The following is a 20,847-nucleotide window of genomic DNA, read 5'->3' on the forward strand; positions in this document are numbered from 1 at the left end:
CACTTATCGGCTGTTAATTGTTAAAGATCATCCTACCTGCCCCGCTGTGCTTTCAGCGTTGCTGCGAAGCGTCGTGTTCGTCAGCAGCAGAGAAATGAGATTATGCAGGGCTTTCTTCCTACTGTCAAGACCCGCTGTCAGAAACTGTCGCCACCTTGGTAACTCCTTTTATCTGACGCGTGATCTAAACAGCATCTTCCGACATCCTTTATCTCCACGAAGTTCCAGGCGCGCTATATTGCACTGCCAAATTCTCTTTCCAGCCTGAATCGACTGAACTGAGATTTAACTTCAGGAGAGATACTGCAAGGAGGACGAAAGACCAACCTACTGCAAACCACTTCTCGCCTTCACCGCTTAATCCGTCTGGTGACGGCAGCAGCGAAGGACACGAATTATGGGGCTTTTGGCATTGGCCGTCTAGGCCTTTGGCAGATATTTTTGAATCTTTTGCTGCCATTGGCAATGTGTTAAATGTTAATGAGCTTTGCGCCTCGCGGTGGCGAGAAATCGGCGATTTCGTCAATCAAGCCGTATTGAAGCGCCTCTTCTGCTGTAATGAACAGATCGACGAAACGGTGTGCTTCCCAGCGCTCTTCAGGCATGCGGATATATTCCTTCAGGATGCGCTCGATGCGGTCGTCATCCACCTTGAGCGATTGGGTCGCTGCGCTGAGCTGAACGGAAGTGGTCGGCGCGCTGGAGTAGAAGGTTGCCTTATGGATCATGAACGTCGCGCTTCTGGAGGCCTTTCTTTTCTTTGCTGCAAGAAAGATGCTGACAGCAATGGATTGTACGGTGCCTGCGTTATAGGTGGTCAGATCGATCGGCAGTTGTCTCAAGTAATTGTAGAGTGCGATGCCATCGTTAATGATGCCGCCGGTCGACTGCAGCATCAGGTGAAAGCTTTCCACTCCGTCCGATATGGCGCTTGCCATCTGATTCAATACTCTTTGAACGACCGTGTCGTCGATTCTGCCAGCCAGCGTTGCATATATGGCGTTTTCCGCTTTTTCGTTGGCTTTCATCGCTTTACCTTTTTCATCGACAAGCTTTTACACTCGGCTTGCCGTTGATCCCAGGTTACTTCAATATACAGCGCATATCGGGTAAGGAAATATTGCGGAAACCGAGGTCTTCATGATGAATAGAGCATTCATGAGGATGAAGTGTTCGCTGCACTGCTGATGAAACGATCCTGCATGTCTATGTTTTATTAGATGCAGTTCGTATGAATCGTGTTTTGACTTTGACGCTTTGCATGCGCTAAATCAGGCATGAGGAATAGCGAATGCAAGCGCTGGTGCGGACCGGGTATCGTAAGTAAATTTCCTATTGCCACATGTGAAGGTCGGCTAACGGAACCGGCCCGCTTCCGGGCCGGTAAGAGTGCCGACAAAACTGTCGGCTAGAGACAAATGCCGCTTGCTTGCGTTATTGATTCTGTTGGCCTTGCTTGCTTGAGCTTTGCTGACCTGAGCTCGTGCTGCTTTGACCCTGGTTCAGGTTCTGGCCTTGGGTTTGGCTCTGGTCCTGATTTTGACCCTGGTTCAGGTTCTGACTTTGGTCCTTGTTTTGACCTTGGTTCAGATTCTGCTGGCCAGAACTTTGCTGATTCGGGCTTTGCTGGCTTTGACCGCTTTGCTGCCCCATGTTTTGATTTTGCTGGTTATCCTGAATTGCCATAATCGTCTCCTAAGACATATATAACAACACCGGCAAATGACCGGTACATATCGGCACGCATGAGATATGCCAATGTTGGATCGCTGTGTTTTTGTATTGAAAAACCACCCTGAACCCGGCGCTTAGACGGATTAGGTGACGTGGCGATGTCCTTGGTGCCATCTGCTTATGTAATTTCTACTTGTAAAACGTACATGGAATAACAAGATAGAGACGCGAGCCGCGTAGAAGCTGGTGCAAGAGCGCCATGATCATGCGCAACGCCGGCAAGTTTTAAGTTTTTTATGAAACGTCAGCAATGCTTCCGGATTGCCATAACTACGCAGGAGGTCAAATTCCATGGTCTCCAGGTCTTGGCTGATTTAACCACTGACGTCCCGGAATGGATCTAGCGCCAGGTCGATTAGGCGACGCTCGCGCACCACCGTCTCGGTAATGGCGGTCATGCCATAACGAAGCGGATATTTGCGGTCACCAATCTGAAAGTAATCGCGTTCGAGCGTGACCCGGCCTTCGTACACAGGTTGCTTCGTTTCCGGGGATGGCTTGGTCGCTGGCGAGATGTATTCCAGCGTTCCGTTGATCAAGCCGTAACGCTGATAGGGGAAAGCATTGAATTTCAATTTGACTGGCAAGCCTTCTTTAAGAAAAGCCCTGTCGTGCTCCGCGATTTCGACTTTGACAATCGGCTTTGCTTCTTTAGGAGCAATTCCGCCCAGTGGCGCATTCGCGGCGATCTTGTCGCCCGGCTGGGTAGAAGTGACATCGGTGACGACGCCATCCACAGGCGCGATAATCAGGAGAAAATTATCCTTGTCGATATTCTCGAACTTGATCCGTCGCGCCGCGTCGGCAACCAGGCGGGCTGTCTGCAGTTGCAGGCGCAGCTTTTCCTCGACATTGGCGACTTCGCGCTCCGCCGCTTCCTGCTGCAACCGCAGGCTGGTCAGTTGCTGACCGCTGGTTTCGAGTTGCGACTTTGCCTGTGTGGACTCCAGGCTTTGCCGCGCGCTCAGTTCGCTGACGCGTGATTGCGCCACGCGCAAGGCGTTTTCGGCCGCCTGCAAGGCATTCTTCTTGGACTCGACCTGCAATTGCGATACGCCGCCTCCGCCTGGCATGGCGAACAGGCGCTGGAACTTGTCGGCTTCGAGCTTGGCCGCGTCGCGCGCGCGGCGGGCTTCGTCTACGTTGGCGCGGGCTTCCTGCAATTGCGCCTGCTGTCCCTGGGCCAGCTTGCTGGTACCCTCGGCCAGGCGCTGCCGATGCTGGCGTTCTTCGACTGCTACAGCCTCCTTGAGTGCATCGGCGCGACGCTGCAAGAGCGCCTTCTTTTCCGGGAACTCGCGCCATTCGCGCTCGGCGGCTTCCAGCTTGAGCTGGGCATCCAGCGCATTGGTGGCGGCTTCGATGGCGCCGCGCGCGTTCAGGCGCGCCATGACATCGCCCTTGAGCACCGGCTGCCCTTCGGCGATATAGATATTGGCAAGTTCGCCGTCGATCGGCGCATAGAAGCGCCGCACCTCCGACTTCGGCCACAAGGTGCCTTGCGCAGTCACGACGACGTCGGCGTGGCCGAAAAAGGACCATAGCAACGCCACGACGATCAGCGCCGCCATGGCCAGTACGGCGGCATGGATATAGCGCGACGGTTCGGCAGTCAGGATGGCGATGCCTTCGGCGCTATGGTCTTCCAGCGCTTCAGTGAGCGGCTTCAGACGGCTGCTGCTGTTGTTCGCCATTGGCGGACTCTCCTTTCGCTTTCTGGCCGCTGACCAGCGCCAGCTTGCGCACGTGGCTCAATGACTGCGCGTACTGGTCGCGGAATTCCGGAACATAGGATGAAATCGTATTGAAGGCCTGCTGGTGGCCAAGCGTGTCATCGTCCCATTGCTTGAGCAGGCGGCGGATGCGTTCATCGTCCACCTGATCACGCACCGGCTGATCCGCGCCTCCGCGTGCCACGACGAATTGTTCCAGCTGACCGACCCATTGCAATTCATCCAGCAGCGGCTGGACGTCGGCATTGTGGCGCGCCTGCTGCTTCATCTGCGCCAGCAAGGCATCGGCACCCTGGAACTGGTGAGCATGCAGCTGCGCCTGCCATTGCGGGACGCGCGCCTTGAGCAGGGCTTCGGTGCCGAGCGCTTTCAGCTTGGCCTGCTCCGGCTTGCGGGCGAGATAGCGGGCGGCGGCATCGGCGGCCTGGGCGTAGTGACCGTCGGCCAGCATGCTGCGCACCTCCCGTTCCGGATCGTTGGAGAGATAGGCGCCGACGGCGATCAGCAGCAAGATTGCAGCCAGTGCCGGCATGCGCCACCACTTTTTTCCCATGCCGAGATGACGCTCGCCGCCGCTGAAGGCATCGGCCAGCTCGCCCGCGAATATCGCCAGTTTGCCGCGACGCCCCTGTTTTTCGGGCAAGGCAGGGGCCGGGCCATTGGCGGCATCGCCGTTGCCGGCTTGCTGCGCATCGCGATTGATATCGTCATCGCGGCGCTGGACATGGTCGACGCAAAAAATGTCGAGAAAGGAACCGGCCGCCGCAACGAACGTCGTCTTGTCCGTGTCTCCCGCGGCCGCCGCAGCCGTGGGCGCACCCGGGTTCGCCGCCATCGGCGGAGACGTATCCGAGGTGCCGGCGGTCGCGCCAGTTTCCTTCGTCCCGGATTTGACCTGGATTGGCGCCTTGGCGGCGGCAGAAGCGACAAGACCTGTTACGGCAGCGCTTCGCAGGGCCGCGTCCAGTCTGGTCACCGTCGGCTCCAGCGTCGCCGCATCCTTTTGCACACTGAGCTTATAGACGAAATGATGGCCGCCGATAGCCAGCACATCGTCATCCTGCAGAGGAACGGCATGTTCATCCAGTCGCTTGCCGTTGACGAAGGTGCCGTTGGTGCTGCCGAGATCTTCGATATAGGGTTGCCCACCCTTGATGAAAATATGGGCGTGCCGGCGCGAGAGGTAATTTACCTGTTCGGGATGATCCAGCTTGTATCGGGAAAATACATCGTCGGTCTTGCTGATCAAAAAAGGAAAGCGTGAAATGACGATGGGTTGCAATCCAAGGTCGCCACGCTCCGGGCTCAGCGTCAGGCTAAGTATCCGCGCACTGCGCACCGCCGAGCCTTCGGCTTGCTGCAGCTTGACGCGGTAGGACAACCGGCCGGCAAAGCAGATTTCGTCCCCCTCATGCAGGCGCGTGATTTTCTGGTTGATGCTGACGCCATTGACCGTGGTGCCGTTTTTACTGTCCAGGTCGGCGATATACACAGCTCCCGATTCGATAAAGATCCTGGCGTGGCGCCGCGACAGGTCGGACACCGCCTGCGGCGGATAGGAATCGAACGGCGCTTCGGTACGGCCGATGGCGAACAGGTTATCGTCGATGCGAATCTCACCCAGATCAGGATGAGAAATGGGTAGCAGGACGATAGCACTGGTCTGCCGATGCGGCAGGTCGGCGCGTGCCGCATTGTTGAGGGCAATGGTCGGCTGTGCCATGCAATTCCCGCCTACCTGCTTTTGACGGCATCGCCCGATGCCTCGTTGGCGACTTCGACGGTTGGCCAGCCGCCGCCGAGGGCCTTGTACAGCGTCACGGTATCCGACAGCAATTGCTGGTGATTAGCCAGCAGCGCAAGCTGCGCCCCCAGCAGCGAGCGCTCGGTTTCGAAAAGCTCGAGCTGCGACACCAGGCCTTCCTTGAGTTGCGCCTGAATTTGCGCGGCGACCACGTTCAGGCTATCCACTTGCTGTTGCAGCTCTATCCGCTGCTTTTTATGGGAATCCAGATTGACCAGGGCGTTTTCGACTTCTTCGAAGGCTCCCATGACGGTACGCCGGTATTCCTGTTGCGCCACCTCCCCTTGCGCTTCGCTGGTCTTGATGCGCGCTTTCACTCCGGAATCAAAGATCGGGAAATTGATGCTTGGCAGAAGGCCAAGCGTGAAGGACTTGAGCAGGCTGCCAAGTCCGAAACTGGCCGTGCCGCCACGGCCAGTCAAGCTGACCGAAGGCAGCTGGGCCAGCTTGGCTTGCCCCACCAGGTCGTACGCCGACAACACCCGGTATTCGGCAGCGACGATATCGGGACGGCGCTTGAGCAGATCCGAAGGCAGGCCGGCCGGCACCGGCGGCAATTGCACCTTTTGCTGCAGCTGGCCGGTCGGCAGATTGAATTCGCCTGCCGGCACGCCCAGCAAGGTGGATAGTGCATTGCCGGCGAGTTTGCGCAAGCGATCCAGTTCCAGCAGATCATTGCTCAGCCTATTGATCTCGGCGCGCTGCTGCAGCACCCGCGTTTGCGGCACCAGGCCATTCTGCAGCATGGCTTCAAAGGTCGACAAAATCTGGCGGTTTTTGTCCAGCGTCTTTTTTTGCTGAGCGATCTGTTCGTCGAATTGGAGGATCTGGAAATAGGTCGTGGCGACATCCGATACCAGCGTCAGATAGCCGGCGCGCCAGTCGGCTTCCGTCGCGCGGTATTCAGCGGTCTGGGCCTGCGCGCCCTTTTCCACTTTTCCCCAGATGTCGATATCCCAATTGACCTGGGTGCCGAGATTGAATTGCTTGGAAAACTTCTGGCCCGTGCTTTTTTCGAAACTGGCGCCGGCGCCGGCTTCCAGTGTCGGCAAGGCGCCTGCTCTCGCCTCGCCGATCTGGGCCTGCGCCACGCGAATGCGCGACGCGAGAACCTTGACGTCGAAGTTGCCGGCAATGGCGCGCTCCACCAATGAATCCAGCACAGGGTCCTGGAATTCCTTCCACCACTCGGGTGAAATCGCTGCCGGCGCCGTGACGGTCGCTTCGGCTTGCTGCGATTGCGACCAGCCCGTCTTGACCGGCGCTTCCGGCTGACGGTAGGCTGGCATGCTGACATCGGCGCATGCGGCCAGCATCACGATGCATGCGCTGCTGGATAAGAGCGTCCTCATGCCGCCGCCCATGCCTTGGATTCGACAAAGACATTGAATAGGCGCGGGTCGAGATGCCCGGCCCGGCACTCGAGCCACATCAGGTCAATCGCCTGCTCCACCGGAACCGACTTCTTGTACGGCCGATCCGCCGCGGTGAGCGCATCGTAGATATCGCAAATCGTCAGCATGCGCGTTTGCACGCAAATCTGGTCACCCTTCAGTCCCATCGGGTAGCCGGAACCATCCAGCTTTTCGTGATGCCCGTGCGCAATGGACGGCACGCCGGCGAGGTCGTTGGTCCAGGGAATCAGGATGAGGAAGGAATAGGAGTCGACGACATGCTCCTCGATCTGCTTGCGCTCGTCCGCGGTCAGGCAGCCTTTCGTGATGCTCAGAGCGAGAAATTCATCCTTGCTCAGCAGCGGCGTGGTATTGCAGTTGTGTTCCGGATAGGCGTAATCCAGTACCTCGCGCAATTCCCCGGTATCCTCGGTCACGGAAATGGCAGGCTCATTGGCTCGATGGATCGTCTCCAGGAAGCCGTCGAGGCGAGCGGATTCCTGCGCCAGCTCTTGCTCGATACGCTCCTTCTCGGCACGGAAGGCCGCCATGCTCAAGCCGCGCTCCATATGCAGCTCGGTCAGGCGGCGCCAGGCCTCGCGCTCCAGGCAGGCGCGCGCGTGGCGAAAGCGCTGTTCCAGCATGCGCATATCGGCATGATGCAGCTTTTTCTCCTTGCGCAATACATGTTCACGCACACCAACCTTGCCGAAATCGTGCAGCAGCGCGGCGTAACGGATTTCGCGCAACTGGTCCTTGGTAAAGCTAATCTGCCGCATTTCCGGACTGTCGGCACGATCGACGGCGGCGGCAAAGTGCTCGGCATAGGCCGCCACGCGGAATGAGTGGCCGGCGGTCACCGGGTCGCGTTCCTCGATGGCTTGCACCGAGGCGCGCACGAAACCGTCCAGCAAGCGTTCGATATCGGAATACAACTGGAAGTTTTTCAGGGCAACCGCCGCTTCGGCGCATACCCCGGTGAGCATTTCCAGGTCCTGTTCCTTGAAGGCATACGGGTCGGACGAGGTATCGACCTGGATGAGACCCAGGCACTCGCCTTCAAGCAGGAGAGGCACGCACATCACGCTGCGTATCGCCTGGGAGATGATGGATTCCTGCGTGCCGAAATGACGGTCGGCCAGCGTATCGACGGAAAGAATGGCTTGCTTCTTGTTGACGACCTCGTTGACGATCGTATGCGAGATGCGCACCCGCTCCGGGTCTTCGATGGTGCCGTCGCGCCGGCGCGCCGCCACCGGCACCAGCGTATCGCCCTCGCTTTTCTTCAGCAGGATAAAGGCGCGTTCGGCCAGTGGAAAAAGATCGAAAATGAAATTCATGATCTTTTCCGTCAGCGTGGCGCGATCGGTCACGGCGCCCAATGCGATGCCGACCTGGGCCATGGCGTGCAGCTTGCGCACCAGTCTTTGCATATCCGTCTGGCTGGCATCGCGACTCGGCTGCATGGTTTGCGCATACTGCGTGGCATCGACCATCTTGGTGATGATGGTCGGCAAGCTTTCCTGCGCCGGGACGATCAGTGAGTGGAATACCATTTGCGCAGCTGGCACCGACACCTCGTCGCCGTCGTGCAAGGCTCGCCATTCGCCCGGAGCCAGGCGGTTGCCCAGGACATAGGTGCCATTGAAGGAATGCAGGTCTTCTATATAGTAGGTATCGCCGCGTCGCAGGATGCGGGCATGGCGCCGGCTGATGGTATGCTCGGGAATGCAGAGAAACTTGTCGGCTTCGAGAGAGTCCTGAAGTTCACGACCGATCACGACTTCGTCGTGCAGCGGAAATACCGACGACTTCACCGTACCGGCGCCCGTCACCTCAAGGTAGGCCATGACCGCACCCTGCTGGTTTTGTATCCGTGTCCGCGTCGTGGTATCCATTTCCATATCCTTAGCCCTCGCGCGCATTTGCCGATGCGGCAGCCGCGCGGAGAACATCGAGGCTTCGACCGTTGCTCAAAACGCCAGTTCCGGCATAGCGCTGCCTCGAATCATTCAATTAACTCATCAAAGGCATCCACCAGTATTCAGTGCGTACTATTTGACGGTAATCGTTATCTTCCTGGAATAGACAGGTGGGTTATGGGGGATATGCTTGTCGTCGCCCATCAGTAATTGCAAGGTGTGCTTACCGGGCGGTAATTCGATCATCGTCTCCGTCTCGCCGGTGCCGAAATGAAGATGGTTGCGGTCGGACGGAATGGGCTCGTCCATCGATGGCAACGGGGTATCGATCAGCAGGTGATGATGACCGGTATTCGGAAACTTCACGTCTTTCGGCGCGACGCCCATGTTACGCAAGCCGAACCAGACGCGAAACGGCTTGCCGGCTTCAATCACTTCGCCATTGTTGGGCCAGCCGATGTACACCTCGGCATTGCGCGGCGCCGGCGTCTCTCCGGCAAAAGCAAAGGCGCACAGCACGAGCCCCGAAAGCGATACCACTAAACGCTGGCAGATGGAAAACATAGCAGCCTCCACTAGGTCGGCATGATCAGCGCACGATCACCGTAATCTTTTTCGAATACACGGGAGGATCATGCGGTTTATGGTCTTGGTCGCCCAGCAGGAGCTGCAGGGTATGCTTACCGGGCGGCAGTTCGATACGCGCCTCGGTCTCTCCTGCACCAAAGTGCAAATGGTTGCGATCCGAGGGAATAGGCTCATCCAATGGCGGCAGATCGGTATCGATCAGCAAATGGTGATGCCCGGTATTCGGCAGCGTTACTCCTTTTGGGGCTACTCCCATGTTGCGCAAGCCCATGCGCACCCAGAATTTCCCGCCATGGATCACGGTGCCGTTCTGCGGCCAGATGAAATAGACTTGCGCATCCTTGGGAGCCGGCGTTCCGGCGGCATAGGCAAATTGCGTAACCAGTATCGCCGCGGACAAGGTAACGGAAAAGACCAGCTTCAATATTCTCGGCATGTTGCACCTCTTGTGAGTGAGGAGGCAAGAAACAAACCGCGAGAAATTTTCTTCCCGTGAGCACTTACGGCGGACGCGTGATGGCCTGCTACGCTTGCACTACACTGAATTTATCAAACGATTGCGCCTTCACTTTGATATAAACAAGGTTGTGCGCAATCGATCAACGATAGATTGGCACCCAGACATTTTCCAAACCGAGGTCCGGAAATGAGGCGATTGTTCGCGGTGACATGCATTGTCGCAAGCCTGTTCACACAAATTGCCGGCGCTACCGTCGACATGGATAGCGATACTCCTGCAATAAAACGCTTCACGCCGGATAGCAATCATCATCAGTCATCGCCCGCTGCGGATATTCGACTGGCAGGCGTATTGCCAAAGGATAGTGCCGAGCAATATGAACTGACATTCTGGGAATCGATCAAGGACAGCTCCGACCCCGCCGACTACGAAGCTTACCTGCAAGCCTATCCCAAAGGCCGTTTTACCGCGCTGGCGCGCGCGCGCATCGCCAGGCTGCAGGCATCGCCGCCAAAGACGGCGCCACCTGCGAAAAAAGCAGAGCCAGCGTCGCCCGCCACATCATCAAGCACTTCTCCTCCGACCACTTCCACCCAGGCTCCTCCATCCAAAGCGACAAAACCGAAGAGCAGCGAACATGCGGCCCCGGCAGAAGCTGCTGAAGGCGCCTCGCCTGCAACCGCGGCTGGCCTTGCCGAAATCAAGGATTGCAAGGATTGTCCGACGCTGATTTCCTTGCCGGCGGGTAGTTTCATCATGGGGAGCAATACCGGCGATCCATCCGAGCGCCCTGCTCATCGGGTATCGATTGGGGACTCCTTCGCGATCGGCAAGTTCGAAGTCACGGTGGAGCAGTGGAATGCCTGTGTCAATGCCGGCGGATGTCCCCGCGTTCCCAGCAGCGATACTGCACCGAAAGAAGCACCGATGCGCGATGTCAGCTGGGAAGATGCGCAGCAATACGTGAAATGGCTGAGCAAAACCAGCGGCAAGACCTATCGCCTGCCGACCGAGGCGGAATGGGAGTATGCCGCACGCGGCGGCACGGCCACGCCTTACTGGTGGGGACGGCAAATGCGCACGGGCACTGCCAATTGCAAGGAATGCGGCGACCCCTGGAGCCAGGAAGCGCCCGCCAAGAGCGGCTCCTTTGCCGCCAATCCCTACAAGCTGCACGACATGAACGGTAGCGTCTGGGAATGGGTGGCCGATTGTTGGCATAACAACTTTAAGGGCGCGCCGGCGGATGGGAAGACGTGGGATGAATCGACATGCCGGGCACGTGTCATTCGCGGCGGCTCGTGGCGCGATGGCGCATCCTACATGACGTCCACCACCCGCTTCAAATACGATGCCAGCGTGCGCCAGAATCAGAATGGCTTGCGCGTGGCGCGCGACGTCAAGTAATTCGCCTACTTTTTACGCGGCCTGGTCGTGATCTGCACGAAATCGGCGACGATATGCTCGCTGCCCGGCTTTGCAGACATTTCCTTCAACTGCTTTTGCAATAGTTGCAAGTAGGCCGCGCGCGACTCGACTTCCGGACGAACCGGGATGAACAAGGGTGAAGGCGTCAACAGCAGCACGATCAGTTCGGTGCCGAAAGGCGCGGAAATCACCCAATTGCCCAGGCTGCCGATGGCCGCCTCGTAGTTGGCCGGCGCCTGGTTTGCGCGCGAACGTTGATTGGGAACGAGATGGGCGACGCTGCCGTCCAGGACGAAATAGTCGACATAGACATAGGATCCGTATGACGGTGTTTTAACATCGACGATCAGGGGATCGCCTTCATTCAGTATGGCATTGCGCGCGCGTGTCCGGATCGTTGCTGCACGTTTAGCTTCCTGGTTGCGCTTCCAGTACGGCGCGAAAATCTCGACCACCGGACAATCGTTATCCGCAACTGCTTGCGTGTCGACGTTGATGGTCTTTGCGCCGGGAATGTCGGCCATCATGCTCTTTAACTGATTCGTGCCGATGCGCTTGTCAAGAAAACCGCGAACTTGCAGTTCTGTGCCTTTGACTGACGCAGCCAGCGCCGAGCACGGCACTTTATCCAGGACGGGCGTCACGGCGGCAAGGCTGAGCACGGGAGGCTGCGTCGTCGGCGTTGGCGTTGTTGGAGGTGAGGTTGTGGGAGCTTGGGTCGAACGAGGCGGTGTCGTGGGAGTTCGGGTAACAGGGGCTTGCGACTCCGTGGAAGGCGTTGTTGCCGCCGGCGAGGAATCCCGACCTTCCGGCGTGACCGACGGTGACGTTTGCTCGCTTTGCGCCACCGTGGACGAGCCGCTCGATATCGGGCTTTCCGGCCGCGATGCCAGGTAAAACGTCAGGCCGACTAACGCCAGCACCAGCAGCGTCACGCCGGATGCGGCGGCCGCCGCGATCAGGACCGGCTTGTTGGTTTCGCCGCTGAACTCGTGCAAAAACTCCATGACTGCCGGCGTTCTGCCGTGACGGTCGAATGCCAGCGCCGCCTTGAGGGCGCGCCATTGCCGGTTGCCGATCTTCGGCGGACGTTCCGGCCGCATGCCGTTGCTGCGCGCCTGGGTCGCGGACATGCGATTGAATGGATGCTTGCCTGTCAATAACTCGTACGTAATGCATGCCAGCGCATAAATATCATCGCGCGGATCCGGATCGAGGTGCTCGATCATTTCCGGGCTGGCATACGCCGGCGTCATGCCGCCCAGGCTGCCTGGATCGAATACGGTGGCCTCCGAATCTTCTTCGGTCTTATGAAAGACCCGGGCGATGCCGAAATCGATGACCTTGACTTCGCCGTTATCCAGAAGGAAAACATTCGCCGGCTTGAGGTCGCAATGAACGAAACCGCGCTCGTGCGCATAGGCGAGTGCGCGGCAGATGCCGGTCACGATGTGCAACACTTCGGAAAACGGCAATCCGCTGAAGCCCGGCGCTCGGACGATGTGGCTGAGGGGCTTGCCCGACAAGTATTCCATCGTCAGATAAACCATGGCCCCATCGCGGTCGAAATCGTAGACGGTGACGATGTTGGGATGCGCCAGCGTCTGCGCCTTGCGTGCCTCGCGTTGCAAGGCGATGAGCGATTTCGGGTGTCCGCGGAACTGGACGTTCAAGACCTTGATGGCGATGTAGGGCTTGCGGTCCGATGCTTCCAGTTTGCGCAGGTCGAGTGCCTTGTACACCGTGCCCATGCCGCCGAAGCCGATGCATTCCTCCAGCACGAAGCGGCCATTGAGCGTATCGCCGACGCCCTTCATCCGCTCCAGGCCATCGCCCGGCATGCTGTTGTCGTTGTCGCTCATCGAACCTGTCGTTTGCGTCCAGCGCTGCTCGCCGGGGCGGGTCTGCACACGGGTTTCTTCGGCGCCGAGAGCCTGCGTGGCTTCGGCTCGCCGCTCGATGCGCTGCTTCAAGGCGGCATAGACATCCGGCGGCAGCGGTATCCTGGCATTCTCCTCGCTCAGAATGTCGAGCAGGCGTTCCGGGCTGGCTTGCTCAAGTTCCAGCGCGCGATCAACCCGTGCATAGAACTCACCATGCGACAAGCCGCTACCGTAGAAGCTACGAATCGCATCCGCAAAATTAGCCATGAGTTTTCCGTGTCATCGTCCGGATTCGTTGTCTGCCAGCCTGAGTGGCTCACGCACTGAAAACATCGTATGACGGCACTTGCATCCCATCATTGAGCTAGCTTGAACAGGTTGCCAAAGCCATTTCAGGAATGCATCGCCCTTGTCATCAACAAGACATGCGGCATGGCGATAAACCGTCATTCACTCATTCACTGTGCAAGTCGTGCCATGAGTTCCTGCGTCTGACATATCTGGCGCGGGGAAATTCATGTAGGGCGCAAGCGCGAACACAAACTGCAGGCACGGCACGCAGCAGGTTGAGGAAGCTTGTCGGTCGGCTGCAAACAATCGCTTTTTTGTGTTTGGCATGGACCAACAGGCGGCAAGGCGGAAATTAGCCCTTGCATTCGTAAAAATAGGCAACCCAATAAAATTTCTTATAAATTTCAGTGACTTACAGATCGGTGGCGAGTATAGATATCCGCTGGCACGGTCGATGCTCTATACCCTGCGAGCGCAACAGATTGCCTCACGCAGTAAATCCAACTCAATGACACTTAAGGAGAATGACCATGAAATCCCTGACCATCAAAGACCTGGCCCGCACCACCGAACTCGACCGTCACGCCATGGCTGGCGTATCCGGCGGCGGCAGCAAGGAGTACAAAGGCATGATGCCCTACTCTGTGTATAGCGTCGACGCTTCGAAGGATTCCTTCTCGTTCGATGCGACGCAGCTCGTCAGCCAGAACCAGGCAACCACCGTCAACAACGGCAACAACGTTGCATTCGCCTGCGACATCTCAGCCTGCGTCAAGCCGACTCAGAAAGCTGACAACACCATCAACTTCGGCCATTGAACTGCTGAAATTCAGGAGAGCGAACATGTCCGCTATTAAGATAGATAACCTGGCGCAAAGCCGCGAACTTGATCACAAGACCATGGCAGCGGTGCGCGGCGGGAATTCATGGCTCAAGGGCCTCGGCCCGGTCGCCAACGTGAATGTCGGCATCAGCCAGAACATCAACCAGTTCCAGAATGTCGAGGTGAACGCATTGAATAATGTTGGCGTGATTGGCGCAGGCTTCGGTCCGCTTGCCTTGAATGTCAACCCGAGCCAATACGCCAATGCCGCAGCAATGCTGTAAGCCGTAACTTCAACGGCTTACAGCCAGGCAGCCAGATTGATTTCTGGCTGCCTTTTTGCGTTCTTTGGCCGGTTTCATCCCGAAGCGCGAACTCGGGCGGCATGACTCACTCTAAATGCAACTTTAAAGGAATCATTATTCATGTTGCATTTGAAAAGGAAGCATAGTCATGTCAGCCATTACCATCAAAGACCTTTCCGATAGCATCGACCTGGATCGAAAAGCGATGCTGGCGATCGTCGGCGGCGCCCGGCGCGGCGGCTTTCCGGTCGCCTTCCAGCCCCAGCCGCAATCCGAATTCAGGCTGGTGACGTATCCCGCCGGCTTCACTCCTGTGAAGCTGGCATTGACCCAACCCGGCAAGTGACGACTGGGCATGCCTGCATGCCCGGGCCGCTTGCTTTCTAATCCAATCCGCTTTCCCGCGGCGCCTGCTTGCCACATCAGGCGTCGTGCTGCCCTTTCTTTTTAGCAGACGCATTAAGGCGTCGCTGTCGTTCAAGGCGCCGCAGTGCGTCGTCCTTCTTCTCTTCTTGACATCCGTTAGATAAGTTTCGGCCATTCGATCCGATTGAATCGCTAGCTGTTGGAACAAGCCCGACATGCATGTTTTCACGTGTTGGCACCAATCCGTCACCTGCCACAGCCATCAGGCGCGATGCATTTGCAAAAGCATCTACAATTTAATTTTTATCTTTTATTTTCAACGACTTACAAAACCACACATACAACACGAAAAGGCTGGCACGGTCGATGCTCTATACCCTGTGAGCGCAACAGATTGCCTCACGCAGTAAATCCAACTCAATGACACTTTAGGAGAATGACCATGAAATCCCTGACCATCAAAGACCTGGCCCGCACCACCACCGAACTCGACCGTCACGCCATGGCTGGCGTTTCCGGCGGTACCTATCAAGGCTGCAAAGCCCCGAAAGGCTACGAAGGCTGGATGCCATCCTTTACTTCGATGGACAAGTCCTCGCACGACTTCTCGTTCGACGCGACGCAATTGATCAGCCAGAACCAGGCGACGACCGTCAACAACGGCAACAACGTCGCCTTCTCATCCGGCATCACGGCCAACGTCAACCCGGACCAGAAAGCGCACAACACCATCAACTTCGGTTGATCCGGCGCGCAGGCGGTGGCGGCCACGCTGCCACCGCTTTGCATGCCACCGACGTCAATTACAACAGGAGAATGAACATGTCCACCTTATCGATCCATAACCTGCCGCAAAGTCGCGAGCTCGACCGTGAAGCGCTGACGTCCATCCGCGGCGGGAATTCCTGGTTGCGCGGACTCGGTCCTGTGGCGAATGTCAACATTGCTATCGACCAGAACATTAACCAGTTTCAGAATGTCGAAGTCAGTGCGTTGAATAATGTGGGTGTGATCGGCGCCGGTTTTGGTCCGCTCAGTTTCGATGTCAGCCCCGGCCAGTTCGCACAAGCCGTCGCGAAAGTGTAAAGCCACGTGACGACATGGATGCCCGGCCAACGGCCTGGGCAGCATGCGGCACGATGACAGGATATTGACGACATTCAAAGCGATGTTTCGACCTACATCGGCACGAATTTTTGGAGAACCATGATGGCTGCCCTGACGATCAAGGATTTGCGCGCCAGCCGCGAACTGGACCGAAAAGCGATGTCCGGCATTATGGGCGGCGGCGCCCCCTGGGTATATGGCTGGATCAGACCCTACTCCCCCGCTTCCGGCAGCTTCGGCACGGTGGTGAATTACTACCAGATCAATAACTACGCCGACCAGATGGTCAACCAGTTCCAGACAGTCGAGGTGAACAACTCCGGCGCTAACAGCAACATCAGCGTCGGCCTTGACCAGAATGGCGGCAACGACAAGCAGATGTAATCCGCCAGGCGTGTCATGTCATTCACCACGCAGAGTCCGGCATGATCTGTGAAACCCGTTTCCGCTGGACCTCGGCCGCCATGTCGCATGTCGGCCTGGTGCGCCAGGTGAATGAAGACGCCTGCCTCGAACAGGCTGAACGCGGCTTGTGGGCAGTGGCGGATGGCATGGGCGGACATGCGCGCGGCGACGTCGCCAGCAGCATGGTGGTTGATGCGCTGGCCAAGATGCCACCCGCCGAATCCCTTGCGGAATTCACCGACGAAGCACGCCGCCGGCTACAAGCGGTGAATGCCCAATTGCGCACCGAAGCGGCGATGCGCGATGCCTACATCATCGGCAGCACCGTTGTCGTGCTGCTGGTATGCGGCGAGCGTTGCAACTATCTCTGGGCCGGCGACAGCCGCCTCTACCTGTACCGGAATGGCCTTCTGCGCCAGCTGAGCCGCGACCATAGCCAGGTCGAGGAAATGCGCTCCAGCGGACAGATCAGCGCCGAAGATGCGCAACACCATCCGGCCCGCAATCTCATTACCCGCGCCGTCGGCGCCGCCGATACGCTGGATCTCGAAGAGGACGGCATCGACGTCAGGGATGGCGACATGTTCCTCCTGTGTAGCGATGGCGTCAGCAATGAAGTCACCGAACAGGAAATGTGCGACGCCCTCGTCTGCGGCAACTGCCGGCAGGCCGCGGAAGCGCTGCTGGCCCTGGCCCTGCATGGCGGCGGACGCGACAACATTTCCGCTGTGGTGGTGCGCGCGGAGGACTTGAACAGTCCCGAAAAAACCGTGCTCAATCCAGCCCTGTAATGGCATGGCTTCCGGCATTTCCCAACACTTGTTGCATTTGCACAGACAGGCGCGGAAAAATTCCCGCAATTGCGACACAGATCAATTTGCCCGCGCGTGGCCCGACGATCATGACATGAAGTGCGCGGGCACCGGGCCGCTGCTGCTGGCATCGATGATGCTTAGGTTTGTCCTGCAGCGCAGGCGACAGCGCCGGCCGGGTTATCCGTGCTGGCTTACACACGATGAGCAAATTTCATGATGAACCAAAATCAGGACAACGCACAATCGGCGGTGCGCACCCGCAGACTGGTGCTCAGACCGGACATGCAGGGCGATGAAGAGATCAGCACCAATGTTTTGCCGGTCGGGACGCATCTCGGCGAATTCGAGATCAAGGCTTTGATCGGCGAAGGCGGCTTCGGCATCGTCTACCTGGCCTACGACCACTCGCTGGAACGGCTGGTCGCGCTGAAGGAATACATGCCGTCCGGACTTGCTTCGCGCACGACCAGGATGGCGGTCAGCGTGCGGTCTCAAAAGAAGCTCGATACCTTCACTGCCGGCCTGAAGAGTTTCATCAATGAAGCCCGCATGCTGGCGCAATTCGATTCACCGTCGCTGGTGAAGGTGCACAGCTTCTGGGAAGGCAATGGCACCGCCTACATGGTCATGCCTTATTACGAAGGCGTCACGCTCAAGCAGGCCTTGCAGTCGCATAAGATCAAACCGACCGAAGGCTGGATCCGCATGTTGCTGGCCGACCTGTGCGATGCCATCGACATCCTGCATCGCGCCCATTGCCTGCATCGCGATATTGCACCCGACAATATCCTGCTGCTCAAGGATGGCCGCCCACTGCTGCTGGATTTCGGCGCGGCACGCCGCGTCATCGGTGACCTGACGCAGTGCTTCACTGCCATCCTGAAACCTGGCTTTGCGCCTATCGAGCAATATGCCGATATCGCCGGCCTGCGCCAGGGCGCCTGGACCGATATCTATGCGCTGGCGGCCGTGGTGTATTACCTCATTACCGGCAAGGCGCCACCGCCATCGGTGGCCCGCATGGTGCACGATGAATTGGTGCCGGCGCGCGAAGCCGGCAAGGGCCGCTACAGCGAAGCCTTTCTGAGCACGATCGACAAGGCGCTGTCCGTGCGGCCGGAACATCGCTTCCATTCGATAGACGAATTGCGCCATGCGCTCAACATCACGGAACCGGAACCACGCACTGTCCCCTATCCCGGAGGCGAATGGTCGACGACGGTGGCACGTACCGAGCCGGTGGCAACCCAGCTTGCCGGCAAACCGATGCCTGCGCACGCAGCGCCGTCCGGCGCGCCAGGCGCTGATGCCGGCGACGACATGACGGCGATAGCGCCACCCGGACAAACGAACAAGCCTGCACCGCTCCGGCCAGCCGCTGCTTCATCTGCCGGCAAGGCAGCGCCTGTCAAGACACCTGCTCCCGAGGCACGGCAAGGCCGCCAGCAATTCAACGCGCATGCAAGCAAGGCTCCGCCATCGTTCGATACCCCGCCTGTGCCGCCACGCGAACCGATCTCGCCGGCGCCGTTCTCGGCGGCGGTGCCACGCTCGTCCCGCAAGGCCCCTGCCGACTCCTCCATGCGCATCGAGCCGGAGCTGCACCCGACCCAAATGGCATCGAACTGGCATGCCACCGGCGAGGAACCGCCCATGCCACCGCCGATCCCGCCGCACCTTCACGAGCAAGACGTCTCGCTTCCACGCCGCCGGAACAAGCAGGGATGGCTGATATTTGCATTGCTGTTTGCAGCCGGCATCGGTTCAGGCATCTACCTGGGCACCAACCATAGCTGGGATGGATTGAGCGGCAGCGCCGTCGATTCCGACACGCCCGACGCAGCAGCTGCAGCCAGCAGCGGGCGGGATCCAGCCGGAGACGCATCCGATCAAGCGCTGGCGGCGCGTTCCGCGCCCAATGCCGATGGCAATGCGTCATCGGGATCGTCCGACTCTTCGGCGGCATCAGGAAGCGCCGGCTCACTCGGCGCGCCGGATGAATCGCAGGATTCGGTAAAGCGGCTGCGATCCGAAATCGAATTATGGAAATCTGCCAGCAAGAGCAACCAGGCTAGCGACTATGCGCGCTACCTGCGCGAATATCCGCAGGGTCTCTATGCCGCCATCGCCAAGTTAAGGCTGGAACGCTTGCAAGCTTCGGCGGCGCCGAAGCCCGCCACGCCGGAACCCAAACCTGCCGCGCCCGCACCGAAAACCGCCGCTCAGGATGCGAAGCCAGCGGCCCCGGATGCGAAGCTTGCGGAAGCCGCCAAGCCCACGCCTGAAGCACCGGCGCTGAAAACCAGGCCGGAAGAAGCAGCCTGGACCAGGGCCACGTCAATCAACAGTGCTGCCGCATACCAGGATTACCTGCGCAAATACCCGAAAGGAGGCTATTCGGCTCTGGCGCGCGACCGCCTGGCCAACATAAAACTGGCTGAGGCAGGCAAGGCTACTTCGCCGCAACCGGAAATCAGGCTTGCACCTTCCGCGACATTAGCCCCGGCAACACCTGCAACGCAAACCGAAGCCAAAGCTGCCAAGCCGGATGCGCCGCTGCTCAGCGCGGCCACGTCGAAACCGCAGGAAAGCGCTGCAATCGCCGATTCGGCCAATTCCTCCTCAGGAGGCGAGTCAAAGTCGGCATCGGCAGCGAGCGGCACGTCAGCACAACCGGTGACCACGCCTACACCGACGACAGCGCCATCGGCACAGCCCCCTGCTTCGCAGACTGTTGCGGCGTCCACCACCTCGAGTACGGCGTCGTCCGCGCCAGCGGCCTCTTCTCAGGCTGCCGTCAAAGCGCCGCCTGCGCTGCCGCCACAGGCATCGCTCAAGCACCAGGATCGCGACTCGGGTAGCGATACCGGTTCCGATGCATCCGGCCATCGCTCCATCAAGGTGGACGATCAAACCATGACAGGCAACTTCACGGTAGATAAAAATACCGGGCTGGTATCCGGCAAGGGAAAAGTTTCGTGGAGCAACGGCAACCAGTTTGAAGGCACCCTGGTTCAGGGAAGCAAGGAAGGCAAAGGCCGGTTCGTCTGGAACAGCGGCCAGCGCTATAGCGGCGACTGGGCGCATGATGCGCCAAACGGCAAAGGCACTTTCCTGTTCCCGGATGGCAGCCGCTATGACGGCGAAGTAAAGGATGGCCTGCCGCACGGCCAGGGCACGACCAAGTTCAAGAATGGCGTCGTCTATACCGGAAACTGGGTACGCGGTAAAAGCCATGGGCATGGCCGCTATATCTGGACAGACGGCAGTTACTGGGAAGGTGAGTTCCGGGACGATAAGCGCACTGAAAACGGCAAGATGTATTACCCCAGCAAAAACACGCCCACAACCGGAAGCGTCGCACCATCCTTGTCATCAACAGAAACTCAGCGCGCGGCGGCATTGAGCGCCGAGAAAACGAACGAAGAACAATAGAGGCTTCTTGCCTTCCTCATTACCGTTCAGTCGGTTATTGCTGCTTCATTTCATTAGCAGGCGCACAGGCGGATATCGCCTTGTGCGCCTGTCTGTTTTGGCGTGCCTTCCTCAGTCGATACCTTTGACGAGTATCGCATGCCGGCGATGGCACCAATCCAGGACAAGGGCAGCTTCCCAAGCTGCTGCTCATTCAAGCCCATCCAAACCCATCTAACGTCGCGCGAGGCAAGGCCTGTTGGATCTCTGCGCACAAGCCATTTTTTCTGTTGGCTGTAGCCCGACAAGCCGTGAGCGCCATTTCGATCATTTGCAATGACAATCCCGACAACAATCAAAATTAATCATTTAATT

Annotated in this window: 18 protein-coding genes; 9 read left to right on the plus strand and 9 right to left on the minus strand. The window is 58.4% G+C overall.

Going from position 1 to position 20,847, the window contains the following annotated elements; genetic code table 11:
* Nucleotides 1-470: 470 nt before the first annotated feature.
* The 8 genes from EDC30_RS12640 to EDC30_RS12675 all read right to left on the minus strand — a co-directional run bounded on the left by EDC30_RS12640 (nt 471) and on the right by EDC30_RS12675 (nt 9,611).
* Nucleotides 471-1,028 carry an ATP-dependent Clp protease proteolytic subunit gene (locus EDC30_RS12640; RefSeq protein ID WP_132259212.1) on the minus strand — a complete coding sequence of 186 codons (558 nt, stop codon included), beginning with the start codon at nt 1,026-1,028 and terminating at the stop codon, nt 471-473.
* 406 nt (nt 1,029-1,434) lie between these two features.
* The gene (locus EDC30_RS12645) at nt 1,435-1,686 is read right to left on the minus strand and encodes a hypothetical protein (protein WP_132259213.1); all 252 of its coding nucleotides are present in this window, start codon (nt 1,684-1,686) and stop codon (nt 1,435-1,437) included.
* 362 nt (nt 1,687-2,048) lie between these two features.
* Nucleotides 2,049-3,428 carry a beta-barrel domain-containing protein gene (locus EDC30_RS12650; protein WP_132259214.1) on the minus strand — a complete coding sequence of 460 codons (1,380 nt, stop codon included), beginning with the start codon at nt 3,426-3,428 and terminating at the stop codon, nt 2,049-2,051.
* Nucleotides 3,388-5,190 carry an FHA domain-containing protein gene (locus EDC30_RS19610; RefSeq protein WP_207907274.1) on the minus strand — a complete coding sequence of 601 codons (1,803 nt, stop codon included), beginning with the start codon at nt 5,188-5,190 and terminating at the stop codon, nt 3,388-3,390. The genes EDC30_RS12650 and EDC30_RS19610 overlap by 41 nt, the downstream gene beginning before the upstream one ends.
* Nucleotides 5,191-5,201: 11 nt before the next feature.
* Nucleotides 5,202-6,623 carry an efflux transporter outer membrane subunit gene (locus tag EDC30_RS12660; protein WP_243656768.1) on the minus strand — a complete coding sequence of 474 codons (1,422 nt, stop codon included), beginning with the start codon at nt 6,621-6,623 and terminating at the stop codon, nt 5,202-5,204.
* Nucleotides 6,620-8,563 carry an HD domain-containing phosphohydrolase gene (locus tag EDC30_RS12665; RefSeq protein ID WP_243656769.1) on the minus strand — a complete coding sequence of 648 codons (1,944 nt, stop codon included), beginning with the start codon at nt 8,561-8,563 and terminating at the stop codon, nt 6,620-6,622. Before EDC30_RS12665 ends, EDC30_RS12660 begins: the two co-directional genes overlap by 4 nt.
* A gap of 156 nt (nt 8,564-8,719) precedes the next feature.
* Complete coding sequence (locus EDC30_RS12670) at nt 8,720-9,151, minus strand: DUF4399 domain-containing protein (RefSeq protein ID WP_132259217.1); 432 nt, start codon at nt 9,149-9,151, stop codon at nt 8,720-8,722.
* Between the two features lie 25 nt (nt 9,152-9,176).
* A complete protein-coding gene (locus tag EDC30_RS12675; RefSeq protein WP_132259218.1) occupies nt 9,177-9,611 on the minus strand; it encodes a DUF4399 domain-containing protein in 435 nt (144 codons plus the stop codon).
* Nucleotides 9,612-9,893: 282 nt separating this feature from the next.
* Between EDC30_RS12675 and EDC30_RS12680 the strand changes: the two genes are divergently transcribed.
* The gene (locus tag EDC30_RS12680; protein ID WP_132259372.1) at nt 9,894-11,042 is read left to right on the plus strand and encodes a formylglycine-generating enzyme family protein; all 1,149 of its coding nucleotides are present in this window, start codon (nt 9,894-9,896) and stop codon (nt 11,040-11,042) included.
* Between the two features lie 5 nt (nt 11,043-11,047).
* Here EDC30_RS12680 and EDC30_RS12685 read toward each other — a convergent pair whose 3' ends face one another.
* Nucleotides 11,048-13,213: a serine/threonine-protein kinase gene (locus EDC30_RS12685; RefSeq protein WP_132259219.1), complete on the minus strand. Its 2,166-nt coding sequence runs from the start codon at nt 13,211-13,213 to the stop codon at nt 11,048-11,050.
* A gap of 554 nt (nt 13,214-13,767) precedes the next feature.
* Between EDC30_RS12685 and EDC30_RS12690 the strand changes: the two genes are divergently transcribed.
* The 8 genes from EDC30_RS12690 (at nt 13,768) to EDC30_RS12725 (ending at nt 20,493) form a co-directional block, all read left to right on the plus strand.
* Complete coding sequence (locus tag EDC30_RS12690) at nt 13,768-14,055, plus strand: hypothetical protein (RefSeq protein ID WP_132259220.1); 288 nt, start codon at nt 13,768-13,770, stop codon at nt 14,053-14,055.
* Nucleotides 14,056-14,080: 25 nt separating this feature from the next.
* Entirely contained in the window at nt 14,081-14,344 is a 264-nt protein-coding gene (locus EDC30_RS12695) for a hypothetical protein (RefSeq protein ID WP_132259221.1), read from the plus strand.
* Between the two features lie 169 nt (nt 14,345-14,513).
* Nucleotides 14,514-14,711 (plus strand): hypothetical protein, encoded by a 198-nt coding sequence (locus tag EDC30_RS12700; RefSeq protein ID WP_132259222.1) that lies wholly within the window; start codon nt 14,514-14,516, stop codon nt 14,709-14,711.
* A 462-nt stretch (nt 14,712-15,173) separates the two neighbouring features.
* Nucleotides 15,174-15,476 carry a hypothetical protein gene (locus EDC30_RS12705; protein WP_132259223.1) on the plus strand — a complete coding sequence of 101 codons (303 nt, stop codon included), beginning with the start codon at nt 15,174-15,176 and terminating at the stop codon, nt 15,474-15,476.
* Between the two features lie 77 nt (nt 15,477-15,553).
* Complete coding sequence (locus tag EDC30_RS12710) at nt 15,554-15,817, plus strand: hypothetical protein (RefSeq protein ID WP_132259224.1); 264 nt, start codon at nt 15,554-15,556, stop codon at nt 15,815-15,817.
* A 123-nt stretch (nt 15,818-15,940) separates the two neighbouring features.
* Nucleotides 15,941-16,222 carry a hypothetical protein gene (locus EDC30_RS12715; protein ID WP_132259225.1) on the plus strand — a complete coding sequence of 94 codons (282 nt, stop codon included), beginning with the start codon at nt 15,941-15,943 and terminating at the stop codon, nt 16,220-16,222.
* A 41-nt stretch (nt 16,223-16,263) separates the two neighbouring features.
* Nucleotides 16,264-17,034, plus strand: coding sequence for a PP2C family protein-serine/threonine phosphatase (locus EDC30_RS12720; protein ID WP_132259226.1), 771 nt, complete (start codon nt 16,264-16,266; stop codon nt 17,032-17,034).
* 237 nt (nt 17,035-17,271) lie between these two features.
* Nucleotides 17,272-20,493, plus strand: a complete 3,222-nt coding sequence (locus EDC30_RS12725; protein ID WP_132259227.1) for a serine/threonine-protein kinase — start codon at nt 17,272-17,274, stop codon at nt 20,491-20,493.
* The last annotated feature ends 354 nt before the right edge of the window (nt 20,494-20,847 follow it).

This window comes from Paucimonas lemoignei (assembly GCF_004342585.1).
GTDB lineage: Bacteria > Pseudomonadota > Gammaproteobacteria > Burkholderiales > Burkholderiaceae_D > Paucimonas > Paucimonas lemoignei.